Annotated in this window: 19 protein-coding genes and 1 pseudogene; 13 read left to right on the top strand and 7 right to left on the bottom strand. The window is 68.8% G+C overall.

Annotation, left to right across the window (positions count from 1 at the left end):
• The first annotated feature begins 184 nt into the window (after positions 1 to 184).
• Together carA and ASF25_RS21530 are read left to right on the top strand one after the other, a co-directional pair.
• Positions 185 to 1,432, top strand: coding sequence for a glutamine-hydrolyzing carbamoyl-phosphate synthase small subunit (gene carA, locus ASF25_RS21535; RefSeq protein WP_056306735.1), 1,248 nt, complete (start codon positions 185 to 187; stop codon positions 1,430 to 1,432).
• Positions 1,433 to 1,623: 191 nt separating this feature from the next.
• Positions 1,624 to 2,001, top strand: coding sequence for a hypothetical protein (locus tag ASF25_RS21530; RefSeq protein ID WP_056174531.1), 378 nt, complete (start codon positions 1,624 to 1,626; stop codon positions 1,999 to 2,001).
• A gap of 51 nt (positions 2,002 to 2,052) precedes the next feature.
• Here the strand turns inward: ASF25_RS21530 and ASF25_RS21525 are convergent.
• Positions 2,053 to 2,433, bottom strand: a pseudogene (locus tag ASF25_RS21525) (pseudoazurin).
• 381 nt (positions 2,434 to 2,814) lie between these two features.
• Here ASF25_RS21525 and carB point away from each other — a divergent pair.
• The 6 genes from carB to ASF25_RS21495 all read left to right on the top strand — a co-directional run bounded on the left by carB (position 2,815) and on the right by ASF25_RS21495 (position 10,605).
• Positions 2,815 to 6,300: a carbamoyl-phosphate synthase large subunit gene (gene carB / locus ASF25_RS21520; RefSeq protein ID WP_056306733.1), complete on the top strand. Its 3,486-nt coding sequence runs from the start codon at positions 2,815 to 2,817 to the stop codon at positions 6,298 to 6,300.
• 126 nt (positions 6,301 to 6,426) lie between these two features.
• Entirely contained in the window at positions 6,427 to 6,903 is a 477-nt protein-coding gene (gene greA, locus ASF25_RS21515) for a transcription elongation factor GreA (RefSeq protein WP_187272944.1), read from the top strand.
• Positions 6,904 to 6,911: 8 nt separating this feature from the next.
• Complete coding sequence (locus ASF25_RS21510) at positions 6,912 to 7,424, top strand: hypothetical protein (RefSeq protein WP_244473133.1); 513 nt, start codon at positions 6,912 to 6,914, stop codon at positions 7,422 to 7,424.
• Positions 7,425 to 7,484: 60 nt separating this feature from the next.
• Entirely contained in the window at positions 7,485 to 8,519 is a 1,035-nt protein-coding gene (locus ASF25_RS21505; protein ID WP_056174525.1) for a mitochondrial fission ELM1 family protein, read from the top strand.
• Positions 8,520 to 8,533: 14 nt separating this feature from the next.
• The gene (gene trxB / locus ASF25_RS21500) at positions 8,534 to 9,508 is read left to right on the top strand and encodes a thioredoxin-disulfide reductase (protein WP_056174523.1); all 975 of its coding nucleotides are present in this window, start codon (positions 8,534 to 8,536) and stop codon (positions 9,506 to 9,508) included.
• A gap of 206 nt (positions 9,509 to 9,714) precedes the next feature.
• Positions 9,715 to 10,605, top strand: coding sequence for a LysR family transcriptional regulator (locus ASF25_RS21495; RefSeq protein ID WP_056175021.1), 891 nt, complete (start codon positions 9,715 to 9,717; stop codon positions 10,603 to 10,605).
• Positions 10,606 to 10,624: 19 nt separating this feature from the next.
• On the opposite strand, the gene msrP is transcribed toward ASF25_RS21495, so the two are convergent.
• The 4 genes from msrP to ASF25_RS21475 all read right to left on the bottom strand — a co-directional run bounded on the left by msrP (position 10,625) and on the right by ASF25_RS21475 (position 15,699).
• The gene (gene msrP, locus ASF25_RS21490) at positions 10,625 to 11,575 is read right to left on the bottom strand and encodes a protein-methionine-sulfoxide reductase catalytic subunit MsrP (RefSeq protein WP_056174521.1); all 951 of its coding nucleotides are present in this window, start codon (positions 11,573 to 11,575) and stop codon (positions 10,625 to 10,627) included.
• A gap of 122 nt (positions 11,576 to 11,697) precedes the next feature.
• Positions 11,698 to 13,407, bottom strand: coding sequence for an AMP-binding protein (locus ASF25_RS21485; protein WP_244473132.1), 1,710 nt, complete (start codon positions 13,405 to 13,407; stop codon positions 11,698 to 11,700).
• Positions 13,408 to 13,492: 85 nt separating this feature from the next.
• Positions 13,493 to 14,209 carry a hypothetical protein gene (locus tag ASF25_RS21480; protein WP_056306731.1) on the bottom strand — a complete coding sequence of 239 codons (717 nt, stop codon included), beginning with the start codon at positions 14,207 to 14,209 and terminating at the stop codon, positions 13,493 to 13,495.
• The gene (locus ASF25_RS21475; RefSeq protein WP_056306729.1) at positions 14,206 to 15,699 is read right to left on the bottom strand and encodes a leucyl aminopeptidase; all 1,494 of its coding nucleotides are present in this window, start codon (positions 15,697 to 15,699) and stop codon (positions 14,206 to 14,208) included. The genes ASF25_RS21480 and ASF25_RS21475 overlap by 4 nt, the downstream gene beginning before the upstream one ends.
• Positions 15,700 to 15,972: 273 nt before the next feature.
• Between ASF25_RS21475 and lptF the strand changes: the two genes are divergently transcribed.
• From lptF to rsmA, 5 genes are all read left to right on the top strand, one after another.
• Positions 15,973 to 17,118: an LPS export ABC transporter permease LptF gene (lptF, locus tag ASF25_RS21470; protein ID WP_056306728.1), complete on the top strand. Its 1,146-nt coding sequence runs from the start codon at positions 15,973 to 15,975 to the stop codon at positions 17,116 to 17,118.
• Positions 17,119 to 17,121: 3 nt separating this feature from the next.
• The gene (gene lptG, locus ASF25_RS21465; RefSeq protein WP_056306726.1) at positions 17,122 to 18,216 is read left to right on the top strand and encodes an LPS export ABC transporter permease LptG; all 1,095 of its coding nucleotides are present in this window, start codon (positions 17,122 to 17,124) and stop codon (positions 18,214 to 18,216) included.
• A complete protein-coding gene (locus ASF25_RS21460) occupies positions 18,216 to 20,888 on the top strand; it encodes an LPS-assembly protein LptD (protein WP_056306724.1) in 2,673 nt (890 codons plus the stop codon). The genes lptG and ASF25_RS21460 overlap by 1 nt, the downstream gene beginning before the upstream one ends.
• A 72-nt stretch (positions 20,889 to 20,960) precedes the next feature.
• Positions 20,961 to 21,983: a 4-hydroxythreonine-4-phosphate dehydrogenase PdxA gene (pdxA, locus tag ASF25_RS21455; RefSeq protein WP_056306723.1), complete on the top strand. Its 1,023-nt coding sequence runs from the start codon at positions 20,961 to 20,963 to the stop codon at positions 21,981 to 21,983.
• Positions 21,980 to 22,855 (top strand): 16S rRNA (adenine(1518)-N(6)/adenine(1519)-N(6))-dimethyltransferase RsmA, encoded by an 876-nt coding sequence (gene rsmA / locus ASF25_RS21450; protein WP_056306721.1) that lies wholly within the window; start codon positions 21,980 to 21,982, stop codon positions 22,853 to 22,855. The genes pdxA and rsmA overlap by 4 nt, the downstream gene beginning before the upstream one ends.
• Before the next feature lie 19 nt (positions 22,856 to 22,874).
• On the opposite strand, the gene ASF25_RS21445 is transcribed toward rsmA, so the two are convergent.
• The gene (locus tag ASF25_RS21445; protein ID WP_244473131.1) at positions 22,875 to 25,193 is read right to left on the bottom strand and encodes an EAL domain-containing protein; all 2,319 of its coding nucleotides are present in this window, start codon (positions 25,191 to 25,193) and stop codon (positions 22,875 to 22,877) included.
• Between the two features lie 527 nt (positions 25,194 to 25,720).
• Positions 25,721 to 26,785: a TIM44-like domain-containing protein gene (locus ASF25_RS21440; protein ID WP_056306717.1), complete on the bottom strand. Its 1,065-nt coding sequence runs from the start codon at positions 26,783 to 26,785 to the stop codon at positions 25,721 to 25,723.
• Between the last annotated feature and the right edge of the window lie 3 nt (positions 26,786 to 26,788).

Here is a 26,788-nt window from a genome sequence, read left to right as displayed (position 1 = left end):
TGGTCTGTGAATTGCTGAGTGGATCGCGCGTCTTGAGCCGGTGGGTGCGTGGGGCCACATTGACCCCATCGCCGCCCGCTCGGTATGAGCGCCGCACGACAAGCCACCCGCGTGTGCCGTGTCGCACGGCATGCGCCGTGTCGCACGGCGCCGGGATCGGTCGGACATAAGCGAGATCACGCCGATGCTGCAAGATGAAGGCGCCCGCGCGCACCCCGCCACCGCCGCACCCTCCCCGGCCCCCTGGGCCGAGCCCGTCGCCACCGCCCTCCTGGTTCTCGCCGACGGCACGATCCTCGAAGGGTTCGGCATCGGCCAGACCGGGACCGCCGACGGCGAGGTCTGCTTCAACACGGCGATGACCGGCTATCAGGAGATCCTGACAGACCCGTCCTATGCCGGACAGATCGTCACCTTCACGTTTCCCCATATCGGCAACACCGGCACCAACGACGAGGATCTGGAGAGCCTCGACGCCGCCCCGGCCTCGGGCGTGCGCGGCGCCGTCATCGCCTCGGCGGTGACCAACCCGTCGAGCTGGCGCTCGTCGAGCCACCTCGACGCCTGGCTGAAGGCGCGCGGCATCGTGGGCATCACCGGGGTGGACACCCGCGCGCTCACCGCCCTGATCCGCGACCATGGCATGCCCAACGCCGTCATCGCCAACGCTCCGGACGGCAGCTTCGACCGCGAGGCGCTGAAGGCGCGCGCCGCCGCCTTGGCCCCCATGGAGGGCCTCGACCTCGTGCCGCCGGTCACCAGCCGCGAGACCTCCGCCTGGTCGCAGACCACCTGGGGCGTGAAGACCGGCTACGGCGACCGCCCGGCCGGCCAGGGCCTGAAGGTCGTGGCCATCGATTACGGCGTGAAGCGCAACATCCTGCGCCTGCTGGCGCAAGCCGGCTGCGACGTCACCGTGGTGCCCGCCACCACGAGTGCGGCCGAGATCATGGCGATGAAGCCCGACGGCGTGTTCCTGTCGAACGGCCCCGGCGACCCGGCGGCGACGGGCGAATACGCCGTGCCGGTGATCCGCGAACTCCTGTCCGAGAAGGTGCCGACCTTCGGCATCTGCCTCGGGCACCAGCTCATGGGCCTGGCGCTCGGCGGCCGCACGGTGAAGATGGCGCAAGGCCACCACGGCGCCAACCATCCGGTGAAGGACAAGACCACCGGCAAGGTCGAGATCGTGTCGATGAACCACGGCTTCGCCGTCGATCCGGGGAGCCTGCCGGCAACCGCGGTGGAGACCCACGTGTCGCTGTTCGACGGCTCGAATTGCGGCCTTTCGCTCACCGACCGCCCGGCCTTCTCGGTGCAGCATCACCCCGAGGCCTCGCCGGGGCCGCGCGACAGCCACTACCTGTTCGAGCGCTTCGTCGCCCTGATGCGGGCGGGCAAGCCCGAGACGCTCCACGCCGTGGCGGAGTGAGGTCGGCGGCCGGCCGCGTCGGGGGTCGCTCCAGTCCGGTCTGTGCGAGCCACCTGCCCCGATATGGACCGGAGCGCGTCACAAAATGTCCGGCATTGCCGGGCATCCCCGCCCCATTAACGGCCCGCTAAGGACGACGCTCGAAGCTTCGTCGCGCGGGCCCGAACCGGACCGATGGCGGGGATCTCCACATGACCTTCGACGACGCGCGCGACGACTTCTCGCGCCTGCATCGCCTCTTCACTTTCCATCTCGGCGTCGGTGTCGGCCTGTCCTGGATGACCACCCTGTACGCGGCCTGCTACGCGCCGTGGGTGCGCAACATCCGGGCCCTCATCGACCCCGCCGCCGGGCTCGACCGCGTCGAGAGCACCCTGTCCTTCCTATTCGTCCTGCCGGCGGTTCTCACCATCGCCTGGGTGAGCCTGTTCTTCGGCCGCGAACTCCTGCGCCGCAGCCAGACGCTATCCAGCGCCGCCCTGGAATTCGCCGCCGCCGCCGTCGTGGCCTTCGGGGTGTTCACCCTGTCCATCGACCGGGCTGTGGCCGCCCTCTACGCCGGCCTTTGAGTTCAGCGAACCGACCGGAGGCGGACGATCACCTCCGGCCCGCGAGCGTGCCTATTGCACCTTCGCGAACAGCGGCTCGAACCGCTTCGTGGCGATTTTGCCATGCGGAACGGCCTTGGCGGCGTCGAGGTTCGCCGGCTGGTCCCCCACCTCCACCAGGCCGATCATCCCCATGATCTAGTGCGGCGCGCACTTGATGCCGTAGACGCCCGGCTTGTCGAAGGTCACCACCTCCTCGTCCTTGCCGACCACGGTCTTGAACGTCGCCGCGCCCTCGGGCGCCATGCCCTTGATCAGCTCGGCGTTGTGCCCCTTGTCCGTTGGGGTGAAGCGGATGCTGTCGCCCGCCGCCAGCTTCACCAGGGTGGGCTCGAACACCATCATGCCGTCCGCGCCGCTGTCGAGGGTCTTGACCGTGAACTCGGCCGCCATCGCGGCCGTGCCGAGGGTCGCGCACAGGGTGACCGTTCCGGCGAGCAGGGTGAGCTTCGTCATGCGTTTCCTCGAATGATTCTGAAGGGTATCGACGCGTTTCATTGATCTTGCGCAAATATAGCAACGCACAATGTCGGGTAAATCGTCCTATACTTCCGAATTCGAACAGCTCTATTCGTAAGAAGATCTTGGGGGTCGGCGGTGGGCATGGTTCCTGCGTATGGCTGACGGCGCCCACCGCTCCGCCCTTCCAAAACCGGGCGGCGGCGTGTAGACGCGAAGCCTAACGACAATCCACGCCGCTCGCGCCCGCACACGGCAGCCCCCGATGGTGGCGCCGCGTGTGCCTGGGCGCGTGCCCGCAAGCCAGGGCCCCCGATGCCGAAACGCACCGATCTCTCCACGATCCTCATCATCGGTGCGGGCCCGATCGTCATCGGACAGGCGTGCGAGTTCGACTATTCCGGCACCCAGGCCTGCAAGGCGCTCCGCGAGGAGGGCTACCGGATCGTGCTGGTCAATTCGAACCCGGCCACGATCATGACCGACCCGGACATGGCCGACGCCACCTATGTCGAGCCGATCACCCCGGAGATCGTCGCCAAGATCATCGAGAAGGAGCGTCACGTGGTGCCGGGGGGCTTTGCCCTGCTGCCGACCATGGGCGGCCAGACCGCGCTGAACTGCGCCCTGTCCCTCAAGAAGATGGGCATCCTCGAAAAGTTCGACGTCCAGATGATCGGCGCCACCGCCGAGGCCATCGACAAGGCCGAGGACCGCCAGCTGTTTCGCGACGCCATGACCAAGATCGGCCTGGAGACGCCGAAATCGGCGGTGGCCAACGCGTCGGCGGCCAAGAAGGTCGACCGCGAGAAGTACCTCGCCGAGATCGCCCGGATCGAGACCGCCACCGAGGGCGACGCCCGCGCGCCCGCGCTGGCCGCGTTCGAAAAGACCTGGCACCGGGGCGAATCCGACCGGCGCAAGCGCTACGGCGAGCACGCCATTGGGCAAGCGCTCATCGCGCTCGCCGATGTCGGCCTGCCGGCGATCATCCGGCCGTCCTTCACCATGGGCGGCACGGGTGGCGGCATCGCCTACAACCGGGAGGAGTTCCTCGACATCGTCGAGCGCGGCATCGATGCCTCGCCCACAAACGAGGTCCTGATCGAGGAGAGCGTGCTCGGCTGGAAGGAGTACGAGATGGAGGTCGTCCGCGACAGGAACGACAACTGCATCATCGTCTGCTCCATCGAGAACATCGACCCGATGGGCGTCCACACGGGCGATTCCATCACCGTCGCGCCGGCGCTCACGCTGACCGACAAGGAATATCAGGTGATGCGCGACGCGTCGCTCGCGGTGCTTCGCGAGATCGGCGTCGAGACCGGCGGCTCCAACGTCCAGTTCGCCATCGACCCGGCCACCGGCCGGATGATCGTCATCGAGATGAACCCGCGCGTCTCGCGCTCATCGGCGCTCGCGTCGAAGGCCACGGGCTTTCCCATCGCCAAGGTCGCGGCCAAGCTCGCCGTCGGCTACACCCTCGACGAGATCGCAAACGACATCACGGGCGGGGCGACCCCGGCTTCGTTCGAGCCGACCATCGACTACGTCGTCACCAAGATTCCGCGCTTCGCCTTCGAGAAGTTCCCCGGCGCCGAGCCGACGCTCACCACCGCCATGAAGTCGGTGGGCGAGGCCATGGCCATCGGCCGGTGCTTCGCCGAATCCCTGCAGAAGGCTCTGCGCTCCCTCGAGACCGGCCTCACCGGCCTCGACGAGATCGAGATCGAAGGCCTCGGCAAGGGCGACGACCACAACGCCATCAAGGCGGCGTTGGGCACCCCGACCCCGGACCGGCTCCTCAAGGTCGGCCAGGCCCTTCGCCTCGGCGTCAGCCACGCGGAGGTCCACGCCTCGTGCAAGATCGATCCGTGGTTCCTGGAGCAACTCCAGGCGATCATCGACCTCGAGAACCGGGTCAAGGCGCACGGCATCCCGACGACGCCCAGAGCGCTGCGCCAGCTCAAGGCCGCCGGCTTCTCCGACGCGCGCCTCGCCGTGCTGGCGAAGACCGACGAGGAGTCGGTGCGCAGGAACCGCCGGGCGCTGGGCGTCCGCCCGGTGTTCAAGCGCATCGACACTTGCGCGGCCGAGTTTAAGGCGCCCACTGCCTACATGTACTCGACCTATGTCGCGCCCTTCGCCGGGACGGTCGTCGACGAGGCCCAGCCGACGGAGGCCAAGAAGGTCATCATCCTCGGCGGTGGCCCGAACCGCATCGGCCAGGGCATCGAGTTCGACTATTGCTGCTGTCACGCCTGCTTCGCGCTGACCCAGGCCGGCTACGAGACCATCATGGTCAACTGCAACCCCGAGACGGTCTCGACGGATTACGACACCTCCGACCGGCTCTACTTCGAGCCCCTGACCGAGGAGGACGTGCTCGAGATCATCGAGACCGAGCGTCAGGCCGGGACGCTCCACGGCGTCATCGTGCAGTTCGGCGGCCAGACCCCGCTCAAGCTCGCCCGCGCCCTGGAGGCCGCCGGGGTGCCGATCCTCGGCACTTCGCCCGACGCCATCGACCTCGCCGAGGACCGCGACCAGTTCAAGCGCCTCCTCGACAAGCTCGGGATGAAGCAGCCTAAGAACGGCATCGCCTATTCGGTCGAGCAAAGCCGCCTGATCGCCGCCGATCTCGGCCTGCCCTTCGTGGTGCGGCCGAGCTACGTGCTCGGCGGGCGTGCCATGGCGATCATCCGCGACGAGACCCAGTTCGCGGATTATCTCCTCGACACCCTGCCGAGCCTGATCCCCTCCGACGTCAAGGCGCGCTACCCCAACGACAAGACGGGGCAGATCAACACGGTGCTGGGCAAGAACCCGCTCCTGTTCGACCGCTACCTGTCGGACGCCACCGAGATCGACGTCGATGCCATCTGCGACGGCACGGACGTGTTCATTGCCGGCATCATGGAGCACATCGAGGAGGCGGGCATCCATTCGGGCGATTCGGCCTGCTCGCTGCCGTCGCGCTCGCTCTCGCCCGAGACCATCGCCGAGCTGGAGCGCCAGACGAAGGCCATGGCTCTGGCTCTGCGGGTCGGCGGCCTGATGAACGTGCAGTACGCCATCAAGGACGGCGCCATCTACGTGCTGGAGGTGAACCCCCGCGCCTCGCGCACGGTGCCGTTCGTGGCGAAGGTGATCGGCGAGCCCATCGCCAAGATCGCCGCCCGCGTCATGGCCGGCGAGCCGCTCGCGAGCTTCGGCCTCAAGGCGAAGGTGCTCGATCACATCGCCGTCAAGGAAGCGGTGTTCCCGTTCGCGCGCTTCCCCGGCGTCGACGTGCTGCTCGGCCCCGAGATGCGCTCCACCGGCGAGGTCATCGGCCTCGATTCGAGCTTCGGCGTCGCCTTCGCGAAAAGCCAGCTCGGCTCAGGCACCCAGGTGCCGAAGGGCGGGGCGGTGTTCGTCTCCGTGCGCGATGCCGACAAGGCCCGGATCCTGCCGGCGATTCGCCTGCTCGCGGAACTCGGCTTCACCATCATCGCCACCAGCGGCACCCAGCGCTATCTCACGGAACAGGGCGTGCAGACGGAGCGGGTGAACAAGGTTTTGGAAGGCCGGCCGCACGTGGTCGATTCCATCAAGAACGGCGACATCCAGCTCGTGTTCAACACCACCGAGGGGGCGGGTGCGCTCTCCGACTCCCGCTCGCTCCGCCGCGCGGCCCTCTTGCATAAAGTGCCGTACTACACCACTCTCGCGGGTGCGATGGCGGCGGCCGAGGGGATCAAGGCCTATCTGGAAGGCGATCTCCAAGTCCGCGCTTTGCAGGAATACTTCGCGGCCTGAATCATCGCGTTGCGGGTGACTTGCGTCACGGCCGCGACGCATTAGGTTCTGGACGATCTTATTCTGGCCCGGGGGGAGCGATCGCGCTCCCTTCGGGCCTCTTCATTGTGGCGCGAGACGATGACCATAGACAAGGTTCCGATGACGGTGCGCGGCTACGCGGCGCTGGAGCAGGAGTTGAAGCACCGCCAGCAGGTGGAGCGCCAGCGCATCATCCAGGCGATCTCCGAGGCACGAGCCCTCGGCGACCTGTCGGAGAACGCCGAGTACCATGCCGCCAAGGAAGCGCAGTCCCACAACGAGGGCCGCGTCATGGAACTCGAGAGCATGATCGCGCGCGCCGAGGTGATCGACGTCACCAAGCTCTCCGGGACCAAGATCAAGTTCGGCGCCACGGTGAAGCTCGTCGACGAGGACACCGAGGAAGAAAAGACCTACCAGCTCGTCGGCGAGCCAGAGGCCGACGTGCGCTCGGGCCTCGTGTCCATCACCTCACCCATTGCCCGCGCCCTCATCGGCAAAGGTGTGGGCGACACCGTCGAAGTGACGACGCCCGGCGGCGGCAAGTCCTACGAGGTCGTCGCCGTCCAGTACGGCGCCTGAGCGTCGTCGTGCGCCGCCTGTTGCGCTGGGCCGGGACGGGAGGCCTTCTCGGCCTCCTCTCCCTCGCCGCCCCGGCTTCGGCCCAGGGTCTGCCGAGCCTCGGGGGCGAGCGGCTGTCCGGCATCCGCGTCGATGTCGGACCCCTCCTTGCCCAGGGGGACGGACCCCGCGCCCGGGCGCTTCAGGACGATCTCACCCAGGCCCTGCGTGCCGAGTTCGCCGATGTTTCCGGTGGGCGCGGCCCGACCCTGGTGGTGCGCCTGCGCAGCCTGTCGATGAATCCCTATGTCGGCAACCAGGGCCGGAGCGGCTTCGGCGGCAGCATGGATTCCGACTATCTCGACGGGGAGGCCCTCCTCGTCGGTCGCCGTGGCGAGGTGCTGGCCCGGCATCCCCAGCTGTCCGTCGTCTCGGCGAGTTCCGGCGGGGCCTGGTACGATCCCGAATCGGAGCGTCGGCGGGTGACCGCCATCGCGGCGCATTACGCCGGCTGGCTTCGGCGGGCCCTGCCGTCGCAGTGATCGTCGGGCGAACCGACCGGCGGGATTGACGTGGCGGCGCCGATGGCGAAAGCGTCCCGGATGCATGCACCGTCCGGCCGTCCGGCAACGACCCCCTCCCCTCCGCGCGAGATCGCCCAGGCTAGGACCTGGATCGTCACCGACGGCAAGGCCGGCGACGAGAACCAGTGCCTCGGCCTCGCCGAGACCCTCGGCCTCGCCTTCGAGACCCGGCGCATCACGCCGCGCCCGCCCTTCGGCTGGATGGCGCCGTGGGGGCCGGTGGACCCGGGCGATCGGCCGGGCCGGGCGCGCGGCGCCCTGTCGGGGCCGCTGCCCGACATCCTCGTCGCCTCGGGTCGGCGGTCGGTACCGTACCTGCGGGCCGTCCGCGAAGCCTCGGGGGGACGAACCTTCACGGCGTTCCTCAAGGACCCGCGCACGGGACCGCAGACCGCCAACTTCGTTTGGGTGCCGGATTACGACGACCTGCGGGGGGAGAACGTCTTCACCACCCTCACCGCGCCGCATCAGGTGTCCGCCAAGCGCCTCGCCGCCGCGCGCGCCCGGCCCGATCCGCGCCTCGCCGGCCTGCCCTGGCCGCGCATCGCCGTGCTCATCGGCGGCGACAGCCGGCATCTCACCTACCGCAACGCCGACATGCGCCGCCTCGTGCGCGATCTGACCAAGCTCTCGGAGGGCGGCTGCTCGCTGATGTTGACGGTCTCGCGCCGCACCCCGCCGGACCTGCGCGACGCCCTCGAGGCCCTGGTCGCGGCCAAGGGCGGGTTCTTCTGGGACGGGACGGGCGAGAACCCCTACGTCGCCATGCTGGCGCTCGCCGAGTCCATCGTGGTCACGTCGGATTCGGCGAACATGGTCGGCGAGGCCGTGAGCACGGGCGCCCCGGTCCTCCTGTTCGACCTGCCGAAGACCTATATCCGTCACAGGCGGCTGTTCGCGGGCCTCGCCATGGCGGGCGCGTTGAAGCCCTTCATCGGTCGTTTGGAGACCTTGCGCTACGAACCCCTCGACGCGACGCCGGCCATCGCGCAGGCGATGGCGCGGGCCTACGATGCGCATGTCGCGCGCCTGGCCTCCGCCGACCCATCCTGAAGGAGACGAATCCGATGGCGCACACCCATTCCAAGCTCGTCATCATCGGCTCGGGGCCGGCCGGCTACACCGCCGCCATCTACGCCGCCCGCGCCATGGTCGAGCCCCTGATGATCTCCGGCTTCCAGCCCGGCGGCCAGCTCATGATCACCACGGATGTGGAGAACTATCCGGGCTTCGCGCAAGCGATCCAGGGGCCGTGGCTCATGGAGCAGATGCGCGCCCAGGCCGAGCATGTCGGCACCAGAATCGTGTCCGAGTACATCACCAAGGTCGATCTCAAGGTCCGGCCGTTCCGGCTGGAAGCCGATTCCGGCGAGACCTACTCGTGCGACGCCCTCGTCATCGCCACGGGCGCCCAGGCGAAGTGGCTCGGCCTGCCCTCCGAAGCGGCGTTCCAGGGCTTCGGCGTCTCGGCCTGCGCCACCTGCGACGGCTTCTTCTTCCGGGGCAAGGAGGTCGTGGTGGTCGGCGGCGGCAACACCGCCGTGGAGGAGGCGCTCTATCTCGCCAACCTCGCCTCCAAGGTGACGGTGGTCCACCGCAGGGGCGAGTTCCGGGCCGAGCGCATCCTGCAGGAGCGCCTGTTCAAGCATCCCAACGTCGAGGTGCTGTGGCACCACGCCGTCGAGGAAGTCTGCGGCACGCAGAAGCCCCCGTCGGTGACGCACCTGCGCCTCAAGGACGTGCGCTCGGGCGAGATCGTCGAACGCAAGACCGACGGCGTGTTCATCGCCATCGGGCACCAGCCCGCAACGGCGATCTTCGAGGGTCAGCTCGCCATGCGCGACGGCGGCTACATCGAGACCAAGCCGGGGACGACCCACACGGCGATTCCCGGCGTCTATGCCGCCGGCGACGTCACCGACGACATCTACCGCCAGGCGATCACGGCGGCCGGCATGGGCTGCATGGCGGCCCTCGACGCCGAAAAGTTCATCGCCGCCCTCGAAGTCGGCGAGACCCCACAGCAAGCTGCGGCGGAATAGCGATTTTTGTCCGCCGCGGCTTGCGCCAGGCCGCAACACAATCGCAAGATCGAAGTCCTAACCTGAGCGCTGACGGCATGGGCCGTCGGCGCTTCTCGCATGGACGACCCACACTGTGATCCGTGGGCATCCGTGCGGCGCGTGTCAGGGTCCGGGCCGGCAACGGCGAACGGGACGGCACCGGGGTGCGTACGGGAGTGGACGCCGTGGACTGGGACAAGATCCGCATCTTCCTCAACGTCGCCGAGGCCGGCAGCTTCACGCGCGCCGGCGACGACATCGGCCTGAGCCAATCGGCCGTCAGCCGCCAGATCAGCGCCCTCGAGCGCGAGTTGAAGGCACCTTTGTTCCACCGCCACGCCAGGGGGCTGATCCTCACCGAGCAGGGCGACCTGCTGTTCCGCGCCGCGCGGGACATGAAGCTGCGCCTGGAGAACACCCGCGCGCGCCTCGTCGAAACCAGCGAGCGCCCGTCCGGCGACCTCAAGGTGACCACCACCGTGGGGCTCGGCACCTCGTGGCTCGCTCAGCGCGTGGCCGAGTTCCTCGACCTCTACCCCGACGTCCGCGTCGAGATGATCCTCACCAATGAGGAACTCGACCTCGCCATGCGGGAGGCCGACGTCGCGATCCGCATGCGGCGGCCGGCCCAGCCCGACCTGATCCAGCGGCGGCTGTTCACGGTGCATTACCACGCCTACGCGGCGGCCGACTACGTCAAGCGCTTCGGCGAGCCCAAGAGTATCGCCGACCTCGACAACCACCGGCTGATCTCGTTCGGCGGCAACGAGCCGTCCTACCTGCTCGCCACTCACTGGCTCGCCACCGTCGGGCGCGAGGGCCAGGAGCGCCGGCCGATCCACTTCACGGTGAACAACATCACGGCCCTGCAGCAGGCCATGGAGACGGGCGCCGGCATCGGCATCCTGCCCGACTACGCCGTCGAGAGCGGCACCGGCCTCGTCCAGGTCATGCGCGACAGCGAGATGCCGCACATGGAGAGCTACCTCGTCTACGCCGAGGAGATGCGCACCGTGGCCCGCGTGCAGGCGTTCCGGGACTTCCTCGTCGCCAAGGCGCAGCGCTGGATCTACTGAGCGCCGCGCCTGGGCTCCGTCACACGAACAGGCGTTCCTTCTCCAGGCCCTTGTAGAGACCCGCGACCTGCTCGCCGTAGCCGTTGTAGATCAGGGTCGGCACGCGCTGGTCGGTGCCCAGCACCCGCTCCGTCGCCTGGCTCCAGCGTGGGTGCGAGACGGCCGGATTGACGTTGGCCCAGAAGCCGTACTCGGCCGATTGCAGGCCTTCCCAGAAGGTCTTGGGCCGCTCGGCGACGAACGAGATCTTGGTGATCGATTTCACCGACTTGAAGCCGTACTTCCACGGCACCGCGAGGCGGATCGGCGCGCCGAACTGGTTCGGCAGGGCCTTGCCGTAGATGCCCGTGACCACGAAGGCGAGGTCGTTGGCCGCCTCCGCCATGGTCAGCCCCTCGATGTACGGCCAGGGGTACAGGAACGAGCGCTGGCCCGGCGCCATGGCGGGGTCGAGGAAGGTCTGCATCTGGATGTACTTCGCACCCGAGGCGGGTTTGGCGAGCGCCACCAGCTTCGAGAGGGGAAACCCCGTCCACGGCACGGCCATGGACCACGCCTCGACGCAGCGGTGGCGGTAGAGCCGCTCCTCCAGGGTCACCTTGCGCAGGAGGTCCTCGAAGCCGATCTCGAACGGCTTCTCGACGAGGCCGTCGATCTTAATGGTCCAGGGCTTGGTCTTGAGGGCGTTGGCCGCCGGCAGCACGCTCTTCGACATGCCGAATTCGTAGAAGTTGTTGTAGTCGCCGCTGTACTTCTCCGCCGTGACGGCGCGGTCGAGGGCGTAGGCCTCGTTGCGGGGCGCCGGGTATAGGCCGGGTTCGGCGGCGGCGTGTGCGCCGCGGGCGCCCAGGAGCGCCGATGCGGCCAGACCGGCCCCGGCACCGAGCAGGGCGCGGCGGTCGAGGAAGACGCTCTCGGGGGTCGCGAGGTGCTCCGGGATTTCCCAGCCGCGCGGACGCTTGATGTGCATGTGAGGCTCCTTCGCAGATGCCGGCCGGAACGCTTCACTTCGACGCCCGGCGTCGATTCTCGGCATCCGCCCGATGCCCACCATACGGACCGGCGGCCCGTTTGGTTACACGCGGCGCGATCTCACGAAGCGGGCGGATCGTCGCGCAGGGCCCGGCGCAGGACCTTGCCGACATTGGTCTTCGGCAGGGCCTCGTGGAACACCACCCGGCGCGGCACCTTGTAGCCCGTGAGCTGGGTCCGGGCGAAGGCCCGCAGGAGATCGGGCGTGGTCTCGTCGGTTCGCCGGACGACGTGGGCCACCACCATCTCGCCGGTCTCGTCGTGGCGCGCGCCCACCACGGCGCATTCGAGGACGCCGGGATGGCCGGCCAGCACCTCCTCGATCTCGTTGGGATAGACGTTGAACCCCGAGACCAGGATCATGTCCTTCATCCGGTCGACGATGCGGACCTGCCCGTCGGGCTCGAACACCGCGACGTCGCCCGTGCGGAAGTATCCGTCCGGCGTGGTGGCCCGCGCGGTCTCGTCGGGGCGCTTCCAGTAGCCGGCCATGACCTGGGGCCCGCGCACGCACAATTCGCCGGGCTCGCCGGGGCCGGCGCTCCGCCCGTCCACGGTGCGGATGGCGACGTCCGTCGACGGAAGCGGGAAGCCGATGGTGCCGGACCATTCGACGAGGCTCGGCGGGTTCACGCAGACCACGGGCGAAGTCTCGGACAGGCCGTAGCCCTCGACGATGGTGGTGCCGGTGATGGTCTTCCACTTGGCCGCCACGGGGGCCTGCACCGCCATGCCGCCGGCGATGACGAAATCGATGTGGCCGAAATTCACCGCCCCGATGCCCGGATGATTCACCAGCAGGTTGAACAGGGTGTTGACCCCGGAGAGGTGGGTGAAGCGGTTGCCCTTGAGGGTCTTCACGAAGCCGTCCGCGTCGCGCGGGTTCGGGATCAGCAGACAGCACCCGCCGAGCTTCACGAACAGGAAGAAACAGCAGGTCAGGGCGAAGATGTGGTAGAGCGGCAGGGCCGTGATCATCACCCGCTCGTGGCCGTCGTCGTCGTCGATGCAGAACCAGGTCTGGCACTGGGCGACGTTGGCGACGATGTTGCGGTGAGTCAGCATCGCCGCCTTGGCGACCCCCGTGGTGCCGCCGGTGTATTGCAGGAAGGCGAGGTCGTCGGGGGCGAGGGCGACGACCGGGCGCGGCAGGGTCCGGCCGAGGCGCTGGACCTGCTCGAACCGGACCGTCCGCTCGGGCGGCAGGGCATAGGCCGGCACCGCTTTCTTCAGGGTGCGGCTGGCCCAGCCGATGGCCCGCCCCTTGAGGCCGAGGCCGTCGCCCGGCCCGGCGACGACGATGCGCTCCAGGCTCACCTCGGCAAGGGACGTCTCCACCGTGTGGGCGAAATTCTCGAGGACGAAGAGGGCGCGCGCGCCGGAATCGGCGAGCTGCGCGGTAAGTTCGCGCGGCGTGTACAGCGGGTTGACGTTGACGACGGTGCAGCCGGCGAGCAACACCCCAAGGATCGCCACCGGGTAGGCCGGCACGTTGGGCATCATGATCGCGATGCGGTCGCCCTTGCCGTAGCCCTGCGCCGCGAGCCACGCCGCAACTGCGCGCGCGGATTCGCCGAGAGCGCCGTAGGTGATGCGGGAGCCGAAGCACTGCACCGCCGGCCGGTCGGGATGGCGCCGCAGGGTGTCCTCGAACAGGTCGACGAGGGTGCCGAGGGCCGCCACGTCGATCTCCGCCGGCACTCCCTGCGGGTAGGCGGACAGCCACGGACGCTCGGCGCCACGACGAGGGGCCACCCGATCCTGGGGCATTGCGAACCTCCCTGTGATGTGGCGCAGCGGCTTGGTGCCGCTTTCGTTCACATCTGAACCATCTTTCCGGATTTGCCGGCCCGGATCAAGCCACCGCGCCGGATGGTGGCCGATGGCGCGCCCGGTTGTCGAGCCAGGCGAGCGCCGAATGGGGCAGGAAGGCGAGGAGGACGAGGGCGGCGGCGAGGGCCGCCTCCCCGCCCGTGAGCGGGCGGCGCGGCCAGGCCCCGAGCCCGGTGGCGTGGGCGAGGCCGAGCACCGCGAGGGCGAACCAGAGCGACAGGTATCGCACCAGCACGCGCCCGCCCGCCGCTAGGAGCCATCGGCCCCAGCCTCCACCCCTTCGGACGGTGCCGGCCATGAGCAGGCCGCCGAAACCGAGGGCGAGGCCGAACACGAACGCGGCCGAGGCCGCGCCGAGGCCGTAGGCCACCGTCATGGTCTGCCCGTTGAGGAAGGCGACGCCGCCCGTGGCGAAGCCCGACCGTAGGGTCGGGCCGCCGAAGGTGGGGTACAGGCCGGCGGCGAGCAGCATCGCGACCGCGACCGCGCCGCCGGCGAAGCGCCGGACGGGTCGGCCCGGCCCCGGCCGGATCATCGTCACGAGGAGGGCGGCGAGCCCGTACAGGATGGCGGCGGCGAACAGCGGGTACCGGTCGAGGAAGAAGCCGTAGAATCGCGCCTCGACCACCCCCGGCAGGACCATGCGCTGGCTGAACCCCGTCGCCCAGGCCAGGCCCACGCCGAGGATCGCGGCCGCCGCCGGGGCCAGCGCCCAGGCGGCGGCGGATACGCGGCTCACGCCTCGTAGTTGTCGCGCACGAGGCGATCGAGGAGGCGCACGCCCCAGCCCGCACCCCAGCTCCGGTTGATCTCCGACGACGAGGACGACATGGCGACGCCCGCGATGTCGAGATGCGCCCACGGCACGTCGTTGGTGTAGCGCTTGATGAAGGACGCGGCAGTGGCCGCACCTCCGTGGCGACCGCCGGTGTTCTTCATGTCGGCGAACTTCGAGTCGATGGCCTTGTCGTAGGCCGGGATCAGCGGCATCCGCCACACGGCCTCGCCGGTCGCCTCGCCGGCGGCGGTGAGCTTGGCGGCGAGGTCGTCGTCGGTGGAGAACAGGCCGGCGATGTCCTGGCCGAGCGCCACGATGATCGCGCCCGTGAGGGTGGCGAGGTCGATGATGAACTTCGGCTTGTAGGCCCCCTGGACGTGCCAGACCACGTCGGCGAGCACGAGGCGCCCCTCCGCGTCGGTGTTGATGATCTCGATGGTCTGGCCCGACATGGAGGTGACGATGTCGCCGGGGCGGAAGGCGTCGCCGTCGGGCATGTTCTCCACGATGCCGATGGCACCGACCACGTTCACCTTGGCCTTGCGGGAGGCGAGCGCGTGCAGGGTGCCGACGACGCAGGCAGCACCCCCCATGTCGCCCTTCATGTCCTCCATGCCGGCCGCGCCCTTGATGGAGATGCCGCCGGAATCGAAGCATACGCCCTTGCCGACGAGGGCGATGGGGGCCTCGTCCGCCGCTCCGCCGTTCCAGCGCATGATCACCACGCGGGGCTCGCGCACCGAGCCGCGGGCCACGGCGAGGAGCGCGCCCATGCCGAGGGCTTCGAGCTTGCCGGGGCCGAGCACTTCGACCTCGACGCCGAGCTTCGTCAGGTCCTCGGCCCGGCGGGCGAACTCCGCCGGGAAAAGGACGTTCGGCGGCTCGTTGACGAGTTCACGAGCCAGGATCACGCCCTCGGCCAACGCATCGGTGGTCTTGACGGCGGCCTCGGCGGCGGCCGGATCGGACACCATGAGGGTGAGCGCGGTGCCGCGGGTCTCCTCGCCCTCGGGCTTCTTCTTGGTCTTGTAGCGGTCGAAGCTGTAGTGACGCAGGCGGGCGCCCAGCGCGATGTCGGCGGCGTTCTCGGGCGTCACCGGCACGCCCGGGAGCACCAGCGCCAGGGTGGCGGTGCGGCCCGTGACCTTGCTGGCGGCGAACCCGCCCAGCGCCGGCCAGTCGAGCTTGGCCCGGTCCTTCTCGGAGCCGAGGCCGACCACCACGAGGCGGTCCACGTCGAGGCCGGCGGGGGCCGGCAGGGTGAGGGCCGAGAGGGACTTGCCCTTGAAGCGCTCGCTCGCGGCGGCGCGGGCGACGAGGTCGGCGGCACCGCGTCCGACGGCTTGGGCCACCTCGGGTGCGAGGGCGAGATCGTCGCCGACGAAGACGACGAGGTCGCCCCGGCCCACCGGTCCGAGGGCCCCGAATGCGATCGTGATTCCGTCCGCCATGCCTGCAGCTTTCCCTGGTCGCGCCGAGGTCGCGCGTCGAGTTGTGTGCGGCGCGGCACGTGAAGGACGGGCGGCGCCGGATCGGTTTCCTGTGTACTCGACGAGCGTCAGAACGCAACGCGATGGCGCGGCGGCGGAAAACGCCGTCAAACCGCCCGGTTCGGTGTGCTTGTGGGGTGGCTCGACGCGACCTGCGGGCCTGCGCTACATCGGCCGGTCGCCGCCTCGGTGACCCGGCCAAACGTCCCCCGGGAGATCCGTCCGCGAGAACCGATGACGCAGATCGAGCGCTACATCTTCCGAATCGCGTTCGGAGCCTTCCTCGCCTGCCTCGTCGGCCTCACGGGTACGATCTGGGTGACGCAGGCCCTGCGGGAACTCGACCTCATCACCGCCAAGGGCCAGACCCTGGTGATCTTCTTCCTCATCACCGGCCTGTCCCTGCCGACCCTGGTCACCGTGATCTCGCCGGTGGCCCTGTTCATCGCCGTGGTCTACGCCCTGAACAAGCTCAACGGCGATTCCGAGCTCATCGTCATGTCGGCGGCGGGGATGAAGCCGCGCCGCATCCTGCGCCCGTTCCTTACCCTCGGCCTCGCCGTCAGCTTCGCCGTGGCGTTCCTGACGATCCAGGTGATGCCGTCCTCGTTCCAGGAACTGCGCGACGTGCTCACCCGGGTGCGGGGCGACTTCATCGCCAACGTGGTCAAGGAAGGCCAGTTCACCAGCCTCGACAGCGGCATCACCTTCCATTTCCGCGAGCGTGGACCGGGCGGATCGCTGCTCGGCATCTTCATCCAGGACAAGCGCGAGGCGGGAAAAAGCGTGGTCTACCTCGCCGAGCGCGGCCAGGCGGTGGATTACGGCGGCCAAAGCTACCTCGCCCTGGAGAAGGGCAGCGTGCACCGGCAGCAGAAGGATTCGCGCGACTCCTCGATCATCACCTTCGAGCGCTACACCGTGGATCTGGCCGCCTTCACGCCTCCGGATTCGGAGGTGACCTACAAGCCGCGCGAGCGCTCGACGACGCAGCTGTTCTTTCCCGATCGGGCGGAGGGCTACTACCAGCTCCAGAAGGGCCGCTTCCGCTCCGAGCTGCACGACCGTCTGTCGTCGTGGCTCTATCCGCTGGCGCTCACCTTCATCGCCTTCGCGGCGCTCGGCGATCCTCGCACCACCCGCCAGGGCCGGGGGCTCGCCGTCGCCGGGGCGGTGCTGGCGGTGGTGGTGCTGCGCATCGCAGGGTTCGCCGCCACCAGTGCCGCCACCCGCAGCCAGGGCGCCGTCGTGGCGATCTACGCCGTGCCGCTGCTGGCCATCGCGCTGTCCAGCGTCGTGATCTTCCACGGGCCCGCGGTCCGGGCCTGGAACGCGCGCCTCGCCGGGCTGCTGCGCCGCCGACGCCTCGGACGGGCCTGAGCCGTGAGCGCACTCATCGGCCTCACCCTCGGGCGCTACTTCGCGCTGCGGTTCCTGCGCACCATCCTGGGCGTGTTCCTCACGGTCTTCACCCTGGTCTACACCCTCGATTTCGTCGAGCTCCTGCGCCGCGCCGGCGACGCCGAGGGCGCGTCCACGGGGTTGATGGCCCAGCTCGCCCTGTTCCGCACCCCGGCGGTGGCCGAGGGCGTGCTGCCCTTCGCGATCCTGTTCGGATCGATGGCCTCGCTGCTGCAGCTCTCGCGCAAGTTGGAACTCGTGGTGGCGCGGGCCGCCGGGATCTCGGCGTGGCAGTTCCTCCAGCCCGGACTGTTCGTGGCGCTCGCCATCGGGGCCTTCACGGTGGGCGTCTACAATCCGGTCTCGGCCCTGCTGAAGCAGCGCTCCACCGAGATCGAGGCGAAGATCTTCGCGCGCTCCACCAAGGCGGGCTCGGGCAAGGACATCTGGATCCGCCAGCGCAGCGTCGACGGGCAGGCGATCCTGCGGGCCGAGACGGCCATCGAGGGCACCACGACGCTGGCGGGCGTCTCGGCCTACACCTTCGACGATTCCGGGGCGTTCGTGTCGGAGATCGATGCCGCGCGGGCGATCCTCCACGACGGGTACTGGGAGCTGCAGGAGGCCCGCCTCCTCACCCCGGACGCGCCGCCGGAGGGCTTTTCCACATATCTCATCGCCTCCACCCTCGACCCCGGACAGGTGCGCCAGCGCTTCACACCCCCGGAATCTGTGCCTTTCTGGCAACTTCCCGAGACCATCGCACGCAACGAGCGGGCGGGGTTGGATGCCACGCGCTACCGTCTCCAGTATGACGTGCTCATGGCGCGCCCGGTTCTCTTCGTCGCCATGGTGCTCGTGGCGGCCAGCGTTTCCTTAAGGTTCTTCCGCTTTGGTGGCGTGGGAAAGCTCGTGCTCGGCGGCGTGGCGGCCGGGTTCGCACTCTACGTCGCCCGGCAGCTCCTCGAGGGACTGGGTGCGTCCGGGATCGTGACGCCGACGGTGGCGGCGTGGTTCCCGGCTGTGGTAGGAAGTCTTCTCGGTACGCTCACGCTTCTCTACCAGGAGGACGGCTGATGCTGATCTCCGGATCGGGAAACGGGGTGGGGTCGTGGCAGGAGTTGGGACTCGCGTTGCGTAAGGTCGCCGACATCGCACTCGCCGCCGGTCTGCTGGCGCTGCTCCCGGCCGTGGTCTCCACCGCGGCCGATGCCCGTCCGGCTGCGCAAACGGACGCCAAGACGACGGACGCCAAGGCGAAGCCGGCTTCGGGCAAGCCCGCCTCGAACAAGCAGGCCGAGCGCCTTCTCGTGGAGGCGGCCGAGCTCGTCTACGACAACGACAAGAACACCGTCGCGGCGCGCGGCAACGCCGAGCTGCATTACGGTCCGCGCACCCTGCAGGCCGACCGCGTCCTCTACGACCGCAACACCAGCCGGGTCTTCGCCGAGGGCAACGTCCGCCTCACCGACGAGACCGGGGCGGTGCTGACCGGCGCGAAGATGGAGCTGACGGACGACTTCAAGAACGGCTTCATCGACGCCCTGCGCATCCAGCAGACCATCGAGGTGAAGGGCCAGCCCGTCCGCACCCGGTTCTCGGCGCCCCGCGCCGAGCGCATCGAGGGCGACCGCACGAGCTTCGAGTACGGCACCTACACGGCCTGCGAGCCGTGCAAGAACAACCCGGAGACGCCGCCGCTGTGGCAGATCCGCGCCACCAAGATCATCCACAACAACGAGACCCATACCATCGCGTTCGAGGAATCGACCCTCGAGATCGCCGGCATCCCGCTCGCCTACCTGCCGTATTTCGAGACGGCCGATCCGAGCGTGAAGCGCAAATCCGGCTTCCTCACGCCGCGTTTCATTTCGTCCACGGCGCTCGGCAGCGGCCTCGCCGTGCCGTACTTCTTCAATCTCGCGCCGGATTACGACCTGACCCTGTCGCCGGCTTTCCTCAGCAACCAGGGTGTGCTGGGCCAGGCCGAGTTCCGCCAGCGCCTCGAGACGGGTTCATACAACCTGCGTCTCTCGGGCATCTTCCAGACGACGCCGAGCGCGTTCCTGCCCGGGCCGCTGGGCGCCGGGGACCGCGATTTCCGCGGCGCCGTCGAGTCGAAGGGCCAGTTCTACATCAACGACCGCTGGCGCACGGGATGGGACCTCGTCGGCGTCACCGACAAGTGGTTCCTGGACAACTACCGCATCCGCAACCAGAGCATCACGACGGACTATTTCCGCGAGGCGGTCTCGACGGCCTACCTCATCGGACAGGGCGACCGCTCGTGGTTCGAGGCGCGGGGCTACTACTTCAAGGGCCTGTCGAGCTTCGACTGGCAGAAGGAACAGCCCATCGTTGCGCCGGTCATCGACTACGACAAGCGCATCAACGGGCCGGCCCCGCTCGGCGGCGAGGTCCGATTCGAATCCAACATCACCAGCCTGACCCGCGAGGCCACGGACTTCCAGGGCATTCCCCGCACGGGCGCGTACCTGCTGAGCCCGAGCGCCAACGGCCAGAGCTTCCCGCTCTACGAGACCTGCCTGACCTTCACCCGCAGCACCTGCCTGATCCGGGGCTTGGCCGGCACGACGACCCGCGCCTCGGCGCAGGTGTCCTGGCGCCGGACTTTCATCGACGACGCCGGTCAGGTGTTCACGCCGTTCGCCTACCTGCGCACCGACGCGTTCTTCGTCGACCCGCGCAACTCTGGCTACCAGAACGCCTTGGCTCAGAACCTGACGACCCAGGATTCCGACATTTCCGGCCGGGTGATGCCGGCCATCGGCCTCGATTACCGCTACCCGTTCGTCTCGAATTTCGGGCCGCTGGGCGTCCACACCCTGGAGCCCATCGTCCAGGTCATCGCCCGTCCGAGCGAGACCCGCATCGGCCGCCTGCCCAACGAGGACGCGCAGAGCCTCGTCTTCGACGACACCTCCCTGTTCCAGTGGGACAAGTTCTCAGGGTACGACCGAGTCGAGGGCGGCCTGCGGACCAACATCGGCGGGCAATATTCCGTTGTCACGCCCGCCGGCTGGTACGCGAACGTGATGTTCGGCGAGTCGATCCAGATCGCCGGCGTCAACTCGTTCCGCCGCGGCGACATCGCCAATGTGGGCCTCGATTCGGGCCTGGAGAACCGCCGGTCCGACTTTGTCGGCCGGTTCCAGCTCTCGCCGAACCAGAACATCAGCTTCATTTCGCGGGCGCGGTTCGACCAGCGGGATTTTGCCGTCAACCGGTTCGAGACGGGCGTCACGGCCCGCTTCGCCCCGTTCCTGCCCCTCGACCTGTCGGTGTTCTATTCCTACTACGAGGCCCAGCCGGCCCTCGGCTTCGTACACCGGCGCGAGGGCGTGACCGCGTCCGCCACCTACCATGTGACGCCGAACTGGTTCGTCACCGGCTCGGCCCTGGTGGACCTCAGCCACTACCTCGACGTGCGCGACAACTTCGCCGACGCCTACACCGCCTATCTGCAGAACCCCGTCGGCCCGTCGCCGATCTATGTGAATCCCGGCAAGTCCTACCTCTCGGGCATCAGCCTCGGGGCCGGCTATCAGGACGAGTGCACCACGGTGTCCCTGAACTACATCGTTTCGCCCATCGCCACGGCGCTGGGCACGGCGGAGCGCAACCGCACGGTGCTGCTGCGCGTCGAGCTCAAGACCCTCGGCGAGGCGGACCTGCGCCAGAACCTCGGCACCGCCACCACATCCGACGGGATCGCCACCATCCGGTGAGCCCGGCCGCCTTGCCTTGTCGGCCTCGACCTGCGACGCGGTCGGCATGACAGCGCAAGGACGGGGCCCAGCGTGACCGATCACCAACCGATCGCCCTCACCCTCGGCGATCCGGCCGGGATCGGGCCGGAACTCGCCCTGATGGCGTGGCGGGACCGCGACGAAGGCCCCGGTCTGCCGCCGTTCTTCCTCATCGGCGACCCGGATTTCGTCGAGCGGCGCGCGAGCGAACTCGGGTTCTCGATCCCCATCGCGGAGGTCGGCCCGGATTACGCCACCGAGGTGTTTCCCCGCGCGCTCCCGGTGATGCCCCTGCCGAGCGGCGCCCGAATCGGCGCCGTGGCGGGGCGTCCGGACTCGGCCAACGCCAGCGCGACCCTCGAATCCATCACCGCGGGCGTCGCCCTGGTGCGCGCCGGGATCGCCACGGCGCTCGTCACCAACCCCATCGCCAAGTACGTCCTGACCCAGGTCGGCTTCGCCCATCCGGGGCATACCGAGTTCCTCGCGGCGCTGAGCGTCGAGCCCGGCGAGGCGGTACCGCTTCCGGTGATGATGCTGTGGAGCGAGACCCTCGCGGTGGTGCCGGTGACCATCCACGTGGCCCTGCGCCGGGTTCCCGAGCTGCTCACGCGGGAGCTCGTCGTCGCCACCGCCCGCATCGTCGCCCACGACCTGCGCCATCGCTTCGGCCTCGCCAACCCCCGCCTCGTCCTGTCGGGCCTCAACCCGCACGCGGGCGAGAACGGTACCATGGGCCTGGAAGATCGCGACGTGCTGGAGCCGGCGGTGGCGCAACTCCAGGGCGAGGGCATCGACATCCGCGGTCCGCTTCCGGCCGACACCCTGTTCCACCCGCGGGCGCGAGCGACCTACGACGTGGCCCTGACCCCGACCCACGACCAGGCCCTGATCCCGATCAAGACCATCGCGTTTGACGACGGGGTCAACGTGACCCTGGGATTGCCGTTCATCCGGACCTCGCCGGACCACGGCACCGCCTTCGACATCGCCGGAAGGGGCATCGCCCGTCCGGACAGCCTGATGGCGGCCCTGCGCCTCGCCGCCCGCCTCGCGAAAAGCCCCAAGTCATGAGCGATATCGACTACCGCGCCGACGACGGCTTGCCGCCCCTGCGCGACGTCGTGCGCGCGCACGGCCTGGAGCCGAAGAAGGCGCTCGGCCAGAACTTCCTGTTCGATCTCAATCTCACGGGTCGCATCGCCCGGTCGGCCGGCCCCCTTGAGGGCGTCACCGTGGTGGAGATCGGCCCCGGCCCCGGCGGCCTCACCCGCGCGCTCCTGAGTGCCGGCGCCGCCCGGGTGATCGCCGTCGAGCGCGATCCGCGCGCCCTGCCGGCGCTGGCCGAGATCGCCGCGCATTACCCGGGCCGCCTCGACGTGGTGGATGCCGACGCCCTCACCTTCGATCCCGTGCCCCTCATTGAAGCGGGTCTGGGCACCGGGCCCGTGCGGATCGTCGCCAACCTTCCCTACAATATCGGAACGCCCCTGCTGACGGGCTGGCTCACCGCGCCGGTGTGGCCGCCGTGGTGGGACAGCCTCACCCTGATGTTCCAGCGCGAGGTCGCCGAGCGCATCGTGGCGGACGAATCCGACCGCGCGAATTACGGTCGCCTGGGCGTCCTGTGCGGCTGGCGCACGGAAGCCCACATCCTGTTCGACGTCGCCCCGTCCGCCTTCGTGCCACCGCCCAAGGTGACGTCGAGCGTGGTGCGGCTGACGCCCAGGTCCTCCCCCCTGCCCTGCGCCGTCGAGACCCTGGAGCGCGTCACCCGCGCGGCCTTCGGCCAGCGCCGGAAGATGCTGCGCCAGAGCCTCAAGGCCGCGACCCCCGATCCCGCACTCCTGCTGGCGGCCGCGGGCATTCCCGAGACCGCGCGGGCCGAGGAGGTGCCGGTGGCCGGGTTCGTCGCCATGGCGCAGGCCCTGGCGTCGGGCACCTAGTCCCGCCGGCGCACGCCGTTCAGGCGCGCGCCCTAACGAACGTCTCCGCGAACATCGCGCGCAAACGGGCCTGTTCCAGCTCCCGGCCGGTGATCGTGGGGGATGGCCGCGCGAACAGGTAGCCCTGCATCTGGTCGCAGCCGAGGCCCCGCAGAATTTCGAGCTGATCGGCCGTCTCCACCCCTTCGACGGTGACGTGGAGGCCGAGGTTGTGCCCGAGATTCACGATGGCGCCGATGATCGTCAGGGTGTCGGCGTCCTGCCCGAGCCGGCGCACGAAGGATTGGTCGATCTTGATCTTGTCGAACTTGAACTGTTGCAGGTAGCTCAGGCTCGAATAGCCCGATCCGAAATCGTCGAGGGCCAGGCGAACGCCCTGCTGGCGCAGGCGCGAGAGTACGTCCACCGCGTTCGTCGCGTCCTGAATGAAGACGCTCTCGGTGATCTCGACGACGAGGCGGCTCGCGTCGAGGGCATTCCGGTCGAGGGCCGCGGCGACGATGGCCGGCACGTCCGATTGCCGGAACTGGCTCGGAGAGACGTTGACGGCGACGCGCCACGCTTTCGGCCAGGTCGCCGCCGTGGCGCAGGCCGTGTCGATCACCCACCGCCCGATCGACGCGATGAGGTCGGCCTGCTCGGCCAGGGGAATGAATTCGGCCGGTGAGACGAGGCCGCGCTCCGGGTGCTGCCAGCGGATCAGGGCTTCGAAGGTCTCGATCTCGCCGGTGCGGGCGTTCACGATGGGCTGGTAGAACAGCTGCAACTCGTCGCGGGCGAGGGCGCCGCTCAGTTCGTGCTCGAGGATGCGCCGGGCGTGGAGCTGCGCATCCATGGACGCTTCGAAGAAGCGCAGGCCACCGCGTCCTTCGTCCTTGACCCGGTACAGCGCCGTGTCGGCGGCGCGCAGCAGGCTCTCCACCGTGGTGCCGTCGTCCGGGTAGAGCGCGATGCCTACCGAGACACCGATCTCGACGGTGTGGCTATCGATCCGGAACGGCCGGGCGAGTTCGGCGAGGAGCTGGGTCGCCACCTCCGCGACATGCGCCGGCGTCGCCGCCTGGGGTAGGACGACGATGAACTCGTCACCGCCGATCCGCGCGAGGGTGTCGGTCGGGCGCAGCTCGCCGAGGAGACGCCGGGACACCTGAACCAGCAGCTCGTCGCCCGCCGCATGTCCGTACAGGTCGTTGATCGGCTTGAAACGATCGAGGTCGAGATAGAGCACCGCCAGACCGCTCCCGACCTGTGCCGCGGTCGCGATCGCGTGATCGACGCGCTGCTCCATCAGGTAGCGGTTGGGCAGATCCGTCAGGGCATCGTGCAGGGCGTGGTGACGGATGCGGGCTTCGTCACGCCTGAGCGCCGTGAGATCGCGCAGGGCGACCGCGGTCGCCGGTCGACCGCCGAACTCGATGAGGCGGCACGACAGTTCCACGGGAACGAGGACGCCCGCCCCCGTACGCGCCTCGAACTCCTCGGGATGCAGGTCCTCCAACCGCCGGGTCGCGCGCCGGATCAGGGCTGGGGCGTCGGACCGGGAGAAGAGATCGAGGACCGGCTTGCCGATGATGTCCTCGACCGGCATGCCGAACAGGCGCGTTCCGGCGCTGTTGACCTCAAGTACCTTTCCGTCACGATGAATGAGCAGGACCTCGTAGGCCAGGTTGCTGAGCAACCGCATCCGGCTGATCTCGTCGAGGTTGCGACGCGACAGGTGCTGCTGCAGCAGCAGGGCCGTCAGGCCGGCGACGAGGACGAGCAGGCTGATGGACCCGACCGCGAAGCCGAGCTGCGTCGACCCGAGAAGAAGGTCGGCCCCCTCCAGGGGCTCCAGGGAGGTGATCGACACGGCGGCCATACCGGTGAAGTGTAGGCCACAGATCGCGAGGGTGAGCCAGATCGCCACCTCGACGCGCCGCGCGAGGCTGAGAAGCGCCCGGGCTCGGGTCAGGGCAACTATCCCGAACCCCACGCTGAGCGCCACCGAGGCGATGACGTAGGAAGGATCGAGCACGACGAGGCTGGAGGCCCGCATCGCACTGACGCCGAGGTAATGCATGCCGGCGACGCTCAGACCCAGGATCGTTCCGGGGAGCACTGCGGCCATGGGGGTGCCGAGCAGGCGGTGCCGCACGAGGAGCGCGAGCAAGGTTCCGAGGACGGACACCAGGATCGACGCGCCCGTAAGGCCGAGCTCGTAGGCGATCTCGGTCGCGGGTGTGAACGCCAGCATGGCGACGAAGTGCAGCGACCACACGCTACAGCCGAAGACGGCCGCCGAGGCGAGCATCCAGCGCGAGAAGGCGCGCTGACCCGACAGTTCCACCTGAGCCATCGTCGTCGTCGCAGCAAAACAACCGAGGATACAAATGACGGCGGACAATCCGACGAGGCGATAGTCATGCTCGTAGAATATGCAACCTTGAGTTGTCGGCATTGCGATGACCAAGCGAGTTCCAGATGCGTCCTTTCTTGATCTGCGATAATTCTTTCCAAGTCGAAACGGCGTTCCCTCACAAACCCGTGGCTTAATAGGATGGTTAACGAATTTATATGTTTGATTTTAGCCTATAGGGCTTGGTACAAATTACAAATGCCTTGTTTTTATTTGTAGTTTTTAGCGTCGCGACGCAAATATCGAGGCCCGCCAAAATTCGGGCATAAAGGAATCAGCAATTCGCGAGTATTGACCTGGATATTAAATCCACAATGAGATCCTGAAAGTCTTGTGCGTCCGGCAAAGCGTGATGCGATGACGATGGACCGACGTACCCATTCGGCGTCCGGGACCCATCGATCGAAACGAAATGGGCCGCCCGGTTTCCCGGGCAGCCCTCGTTTTTCATTCGGATGGTGAAGCGATCAGTGGCCCTGCTGGATCGCCGAAAGCACCCAGCGACCGCCGCGCTCGCGCACGAAGGTCCAGAGCTCCACGGCCTCGGGTGCGCCAGTCTCGACGACGCGGTTGGTGCGACGGTCGAGGGTGACGTCCTTGATGGCGTAGCGCATGGCCACGGTGGCGTACTCGGCGTTGCCCTCGCCCCACGATTCCGACAGGTCGCCCTGAAGGAGCTTCACGTCCGAGATGCGGTTGACGACACCCTTGGCTTCGTTGGCATGGAGCTCCTCGACGAAGTAGCCGGCCATCTCGGGGGTGGCGAGGTTGCGCAGGGCGGGCACGTCCTCACGGCCGTAGGCGTCCTGAACCCCGTTCAGGGCGATCTCGAAGCTCTCGAAGTCACCCGGTCCGATCTGGACCGGACGCGCCTGCACCGGCTGCACGGGCGCAGGACCGCGACCCATTCCGCCGAGGGCGCCACCCACGGGGCCGCGGCCGGCATTGCCGCCGAGGCCACCGCCCATGCCGGTCCCACCCATGCCGGTCCCACCCATGCCGGTCCCACCCATGCCGGTCCCATTCGCGCCGGTCCCGTTCGCACCGTTGCCGCTCAGGTCCGAGCGAGCGTGACCGGCCGCGGCCGGACTCGCCTGGCGAAGGCGGAACCAACGCACGGCGAAGGAGACGATGAGGACGAGGAGGCCGACCTGGAGCAGGAGGCCGATGAACGACGCGATGCCGCCGAGCCCGCCCGAGAAGCCGCTGCCGAGGAGCGCGCCGAGGAGGCCGGCGCCGAGAAGGCCCGCCATGAAGCCGCCACCGAAGCGCGGGCGCTGGGCCGCAGCCGGGTTCATGCCGGGATTGCCCATGGCCGGACCGGGCTGGGTCTGCGTGCGCTGGATCGGCGCTGCGGTCGAGGGGGCCGTGGTGGTAGCCGAGGGGGCATCGTGAGTGCGCGAGCCGCGCGAACCCATGCCGCCGCTGCTGCCGCCCGGACGTGCCTCCGCCAAGGGCGCCGCCAGTGCCAGCGTGGCGGCGAGCGTGAGGATGGTGGCCGCGCGCTTGCGGCGCGTGGGGGTGGTGAGCATGGA

Source organism: Methylobacterium sp. Leaf100 (assembly GCF_001422845.1).
In the GTDB taxonomy this organism is placed as follows: Bacteria; Pseudomonadota; Alphaproteobacteria; order Rhizobiales; family Beijerinckiaceae; genus Methylobacterium.
The sequence above is the reverse complement of the archived record's forward strand: the minus strand, read 5'-3'. Positions and strand labels throughout refer to the sequence as shown.

Excerpts from the sequence above, each read along its gene's own strand:
- ASF25_RS21505 (WP_056174525.1), top strand. The coding sequence starts at position 7,485 with ATGCATGCACCGTCCGGCCGTCCGGCAACGACCCCCTCCCCTCCGCGC.
- ASF25_RS21485 (WP_244473132.1), bottom strand. The coding sequence starts at position 13,407 with ATGCCCCAGGATCGGGTGGCCCCTCGTCGTGGCGCCGAGCGTCCGTGG.
- ASF25_RS21445 (WP_244473131.1), bottom strand. The coding sequence starts at position 25,193 with ATGGCTCAGGTGGAACTGTCGGGTCAGCGCGCCTTCTCGCGCTGGATG.
- carB (WP_056306733.1), top strand. The coding sequence starts at position 2,815 with ATGCCGAAACGCACCGATCTCTCCACGATCCTCATCATCGGTGCGGGC.
- trxB (WP_056174523.1), top strand. The coding sequence starts at position 8,534 with ATGGCGCACACCCATTCCAAGCTCGTCATCATCGGCTCGGGGCCGGCC.
- lptF (WP_056306728.1), top strand. The coding sequence starts at position 15,973 with ATGACGCAGATCGAGCGCTACATCTTCCGAATCGCGTTCGGAGCCTTC.
- ASF25_RS21530 (WP_056174531.1), top strand. The coding sequence starts at position 1,624 with ATGACCTTCGACGACGCGCGCGACGACTTCTCGCGCCTGCATCGCCTC.
- rsmA (WP_056306721.1), top strand. The coding sequence starts at position 21,980 with ATGAGCGATATCGACTACCGCGCCGACGACGGCTTGCCGCCCCTGCGC.
- ASF25_RS21440 (WP_056306717.1), bottom strand. The coding sequence starts at position 26,785 with ATGCTCACCACCCCCACGCGCCGCAAGCGCGCGGCCACCATCCTCACG.
- carA (WP_056306735.1), top strand. The coding sequence starts at position 185 with ATGCTGCAAGATGAAGGCGCCCGCGCGCACCCCGCCACCGCCGCACCC.
- ASF25_RS21460 (WP_056306724.1), top strand. The coding sequence starts at position 18,216 with ATGCTGATCTCCGGATCGGGAAACGGGGTGGGGTCGTGGCAGGAGTTG.
- msrP (WP_056174521.1), bottom strand. The coding sequence starts at position 11,575 with ATGCACATCAAGCGTCCGCGCGGCTGGGAAATCCCGGAGCACCTCGCG.
- ASF25_RS21475 (WP_056306729.1), bottom strand. The coding sequence starts at position 15,699 with ATGGCGGACGGAATCACGATCGCATTCGGGGCCCTCGGACCGGTGGGC.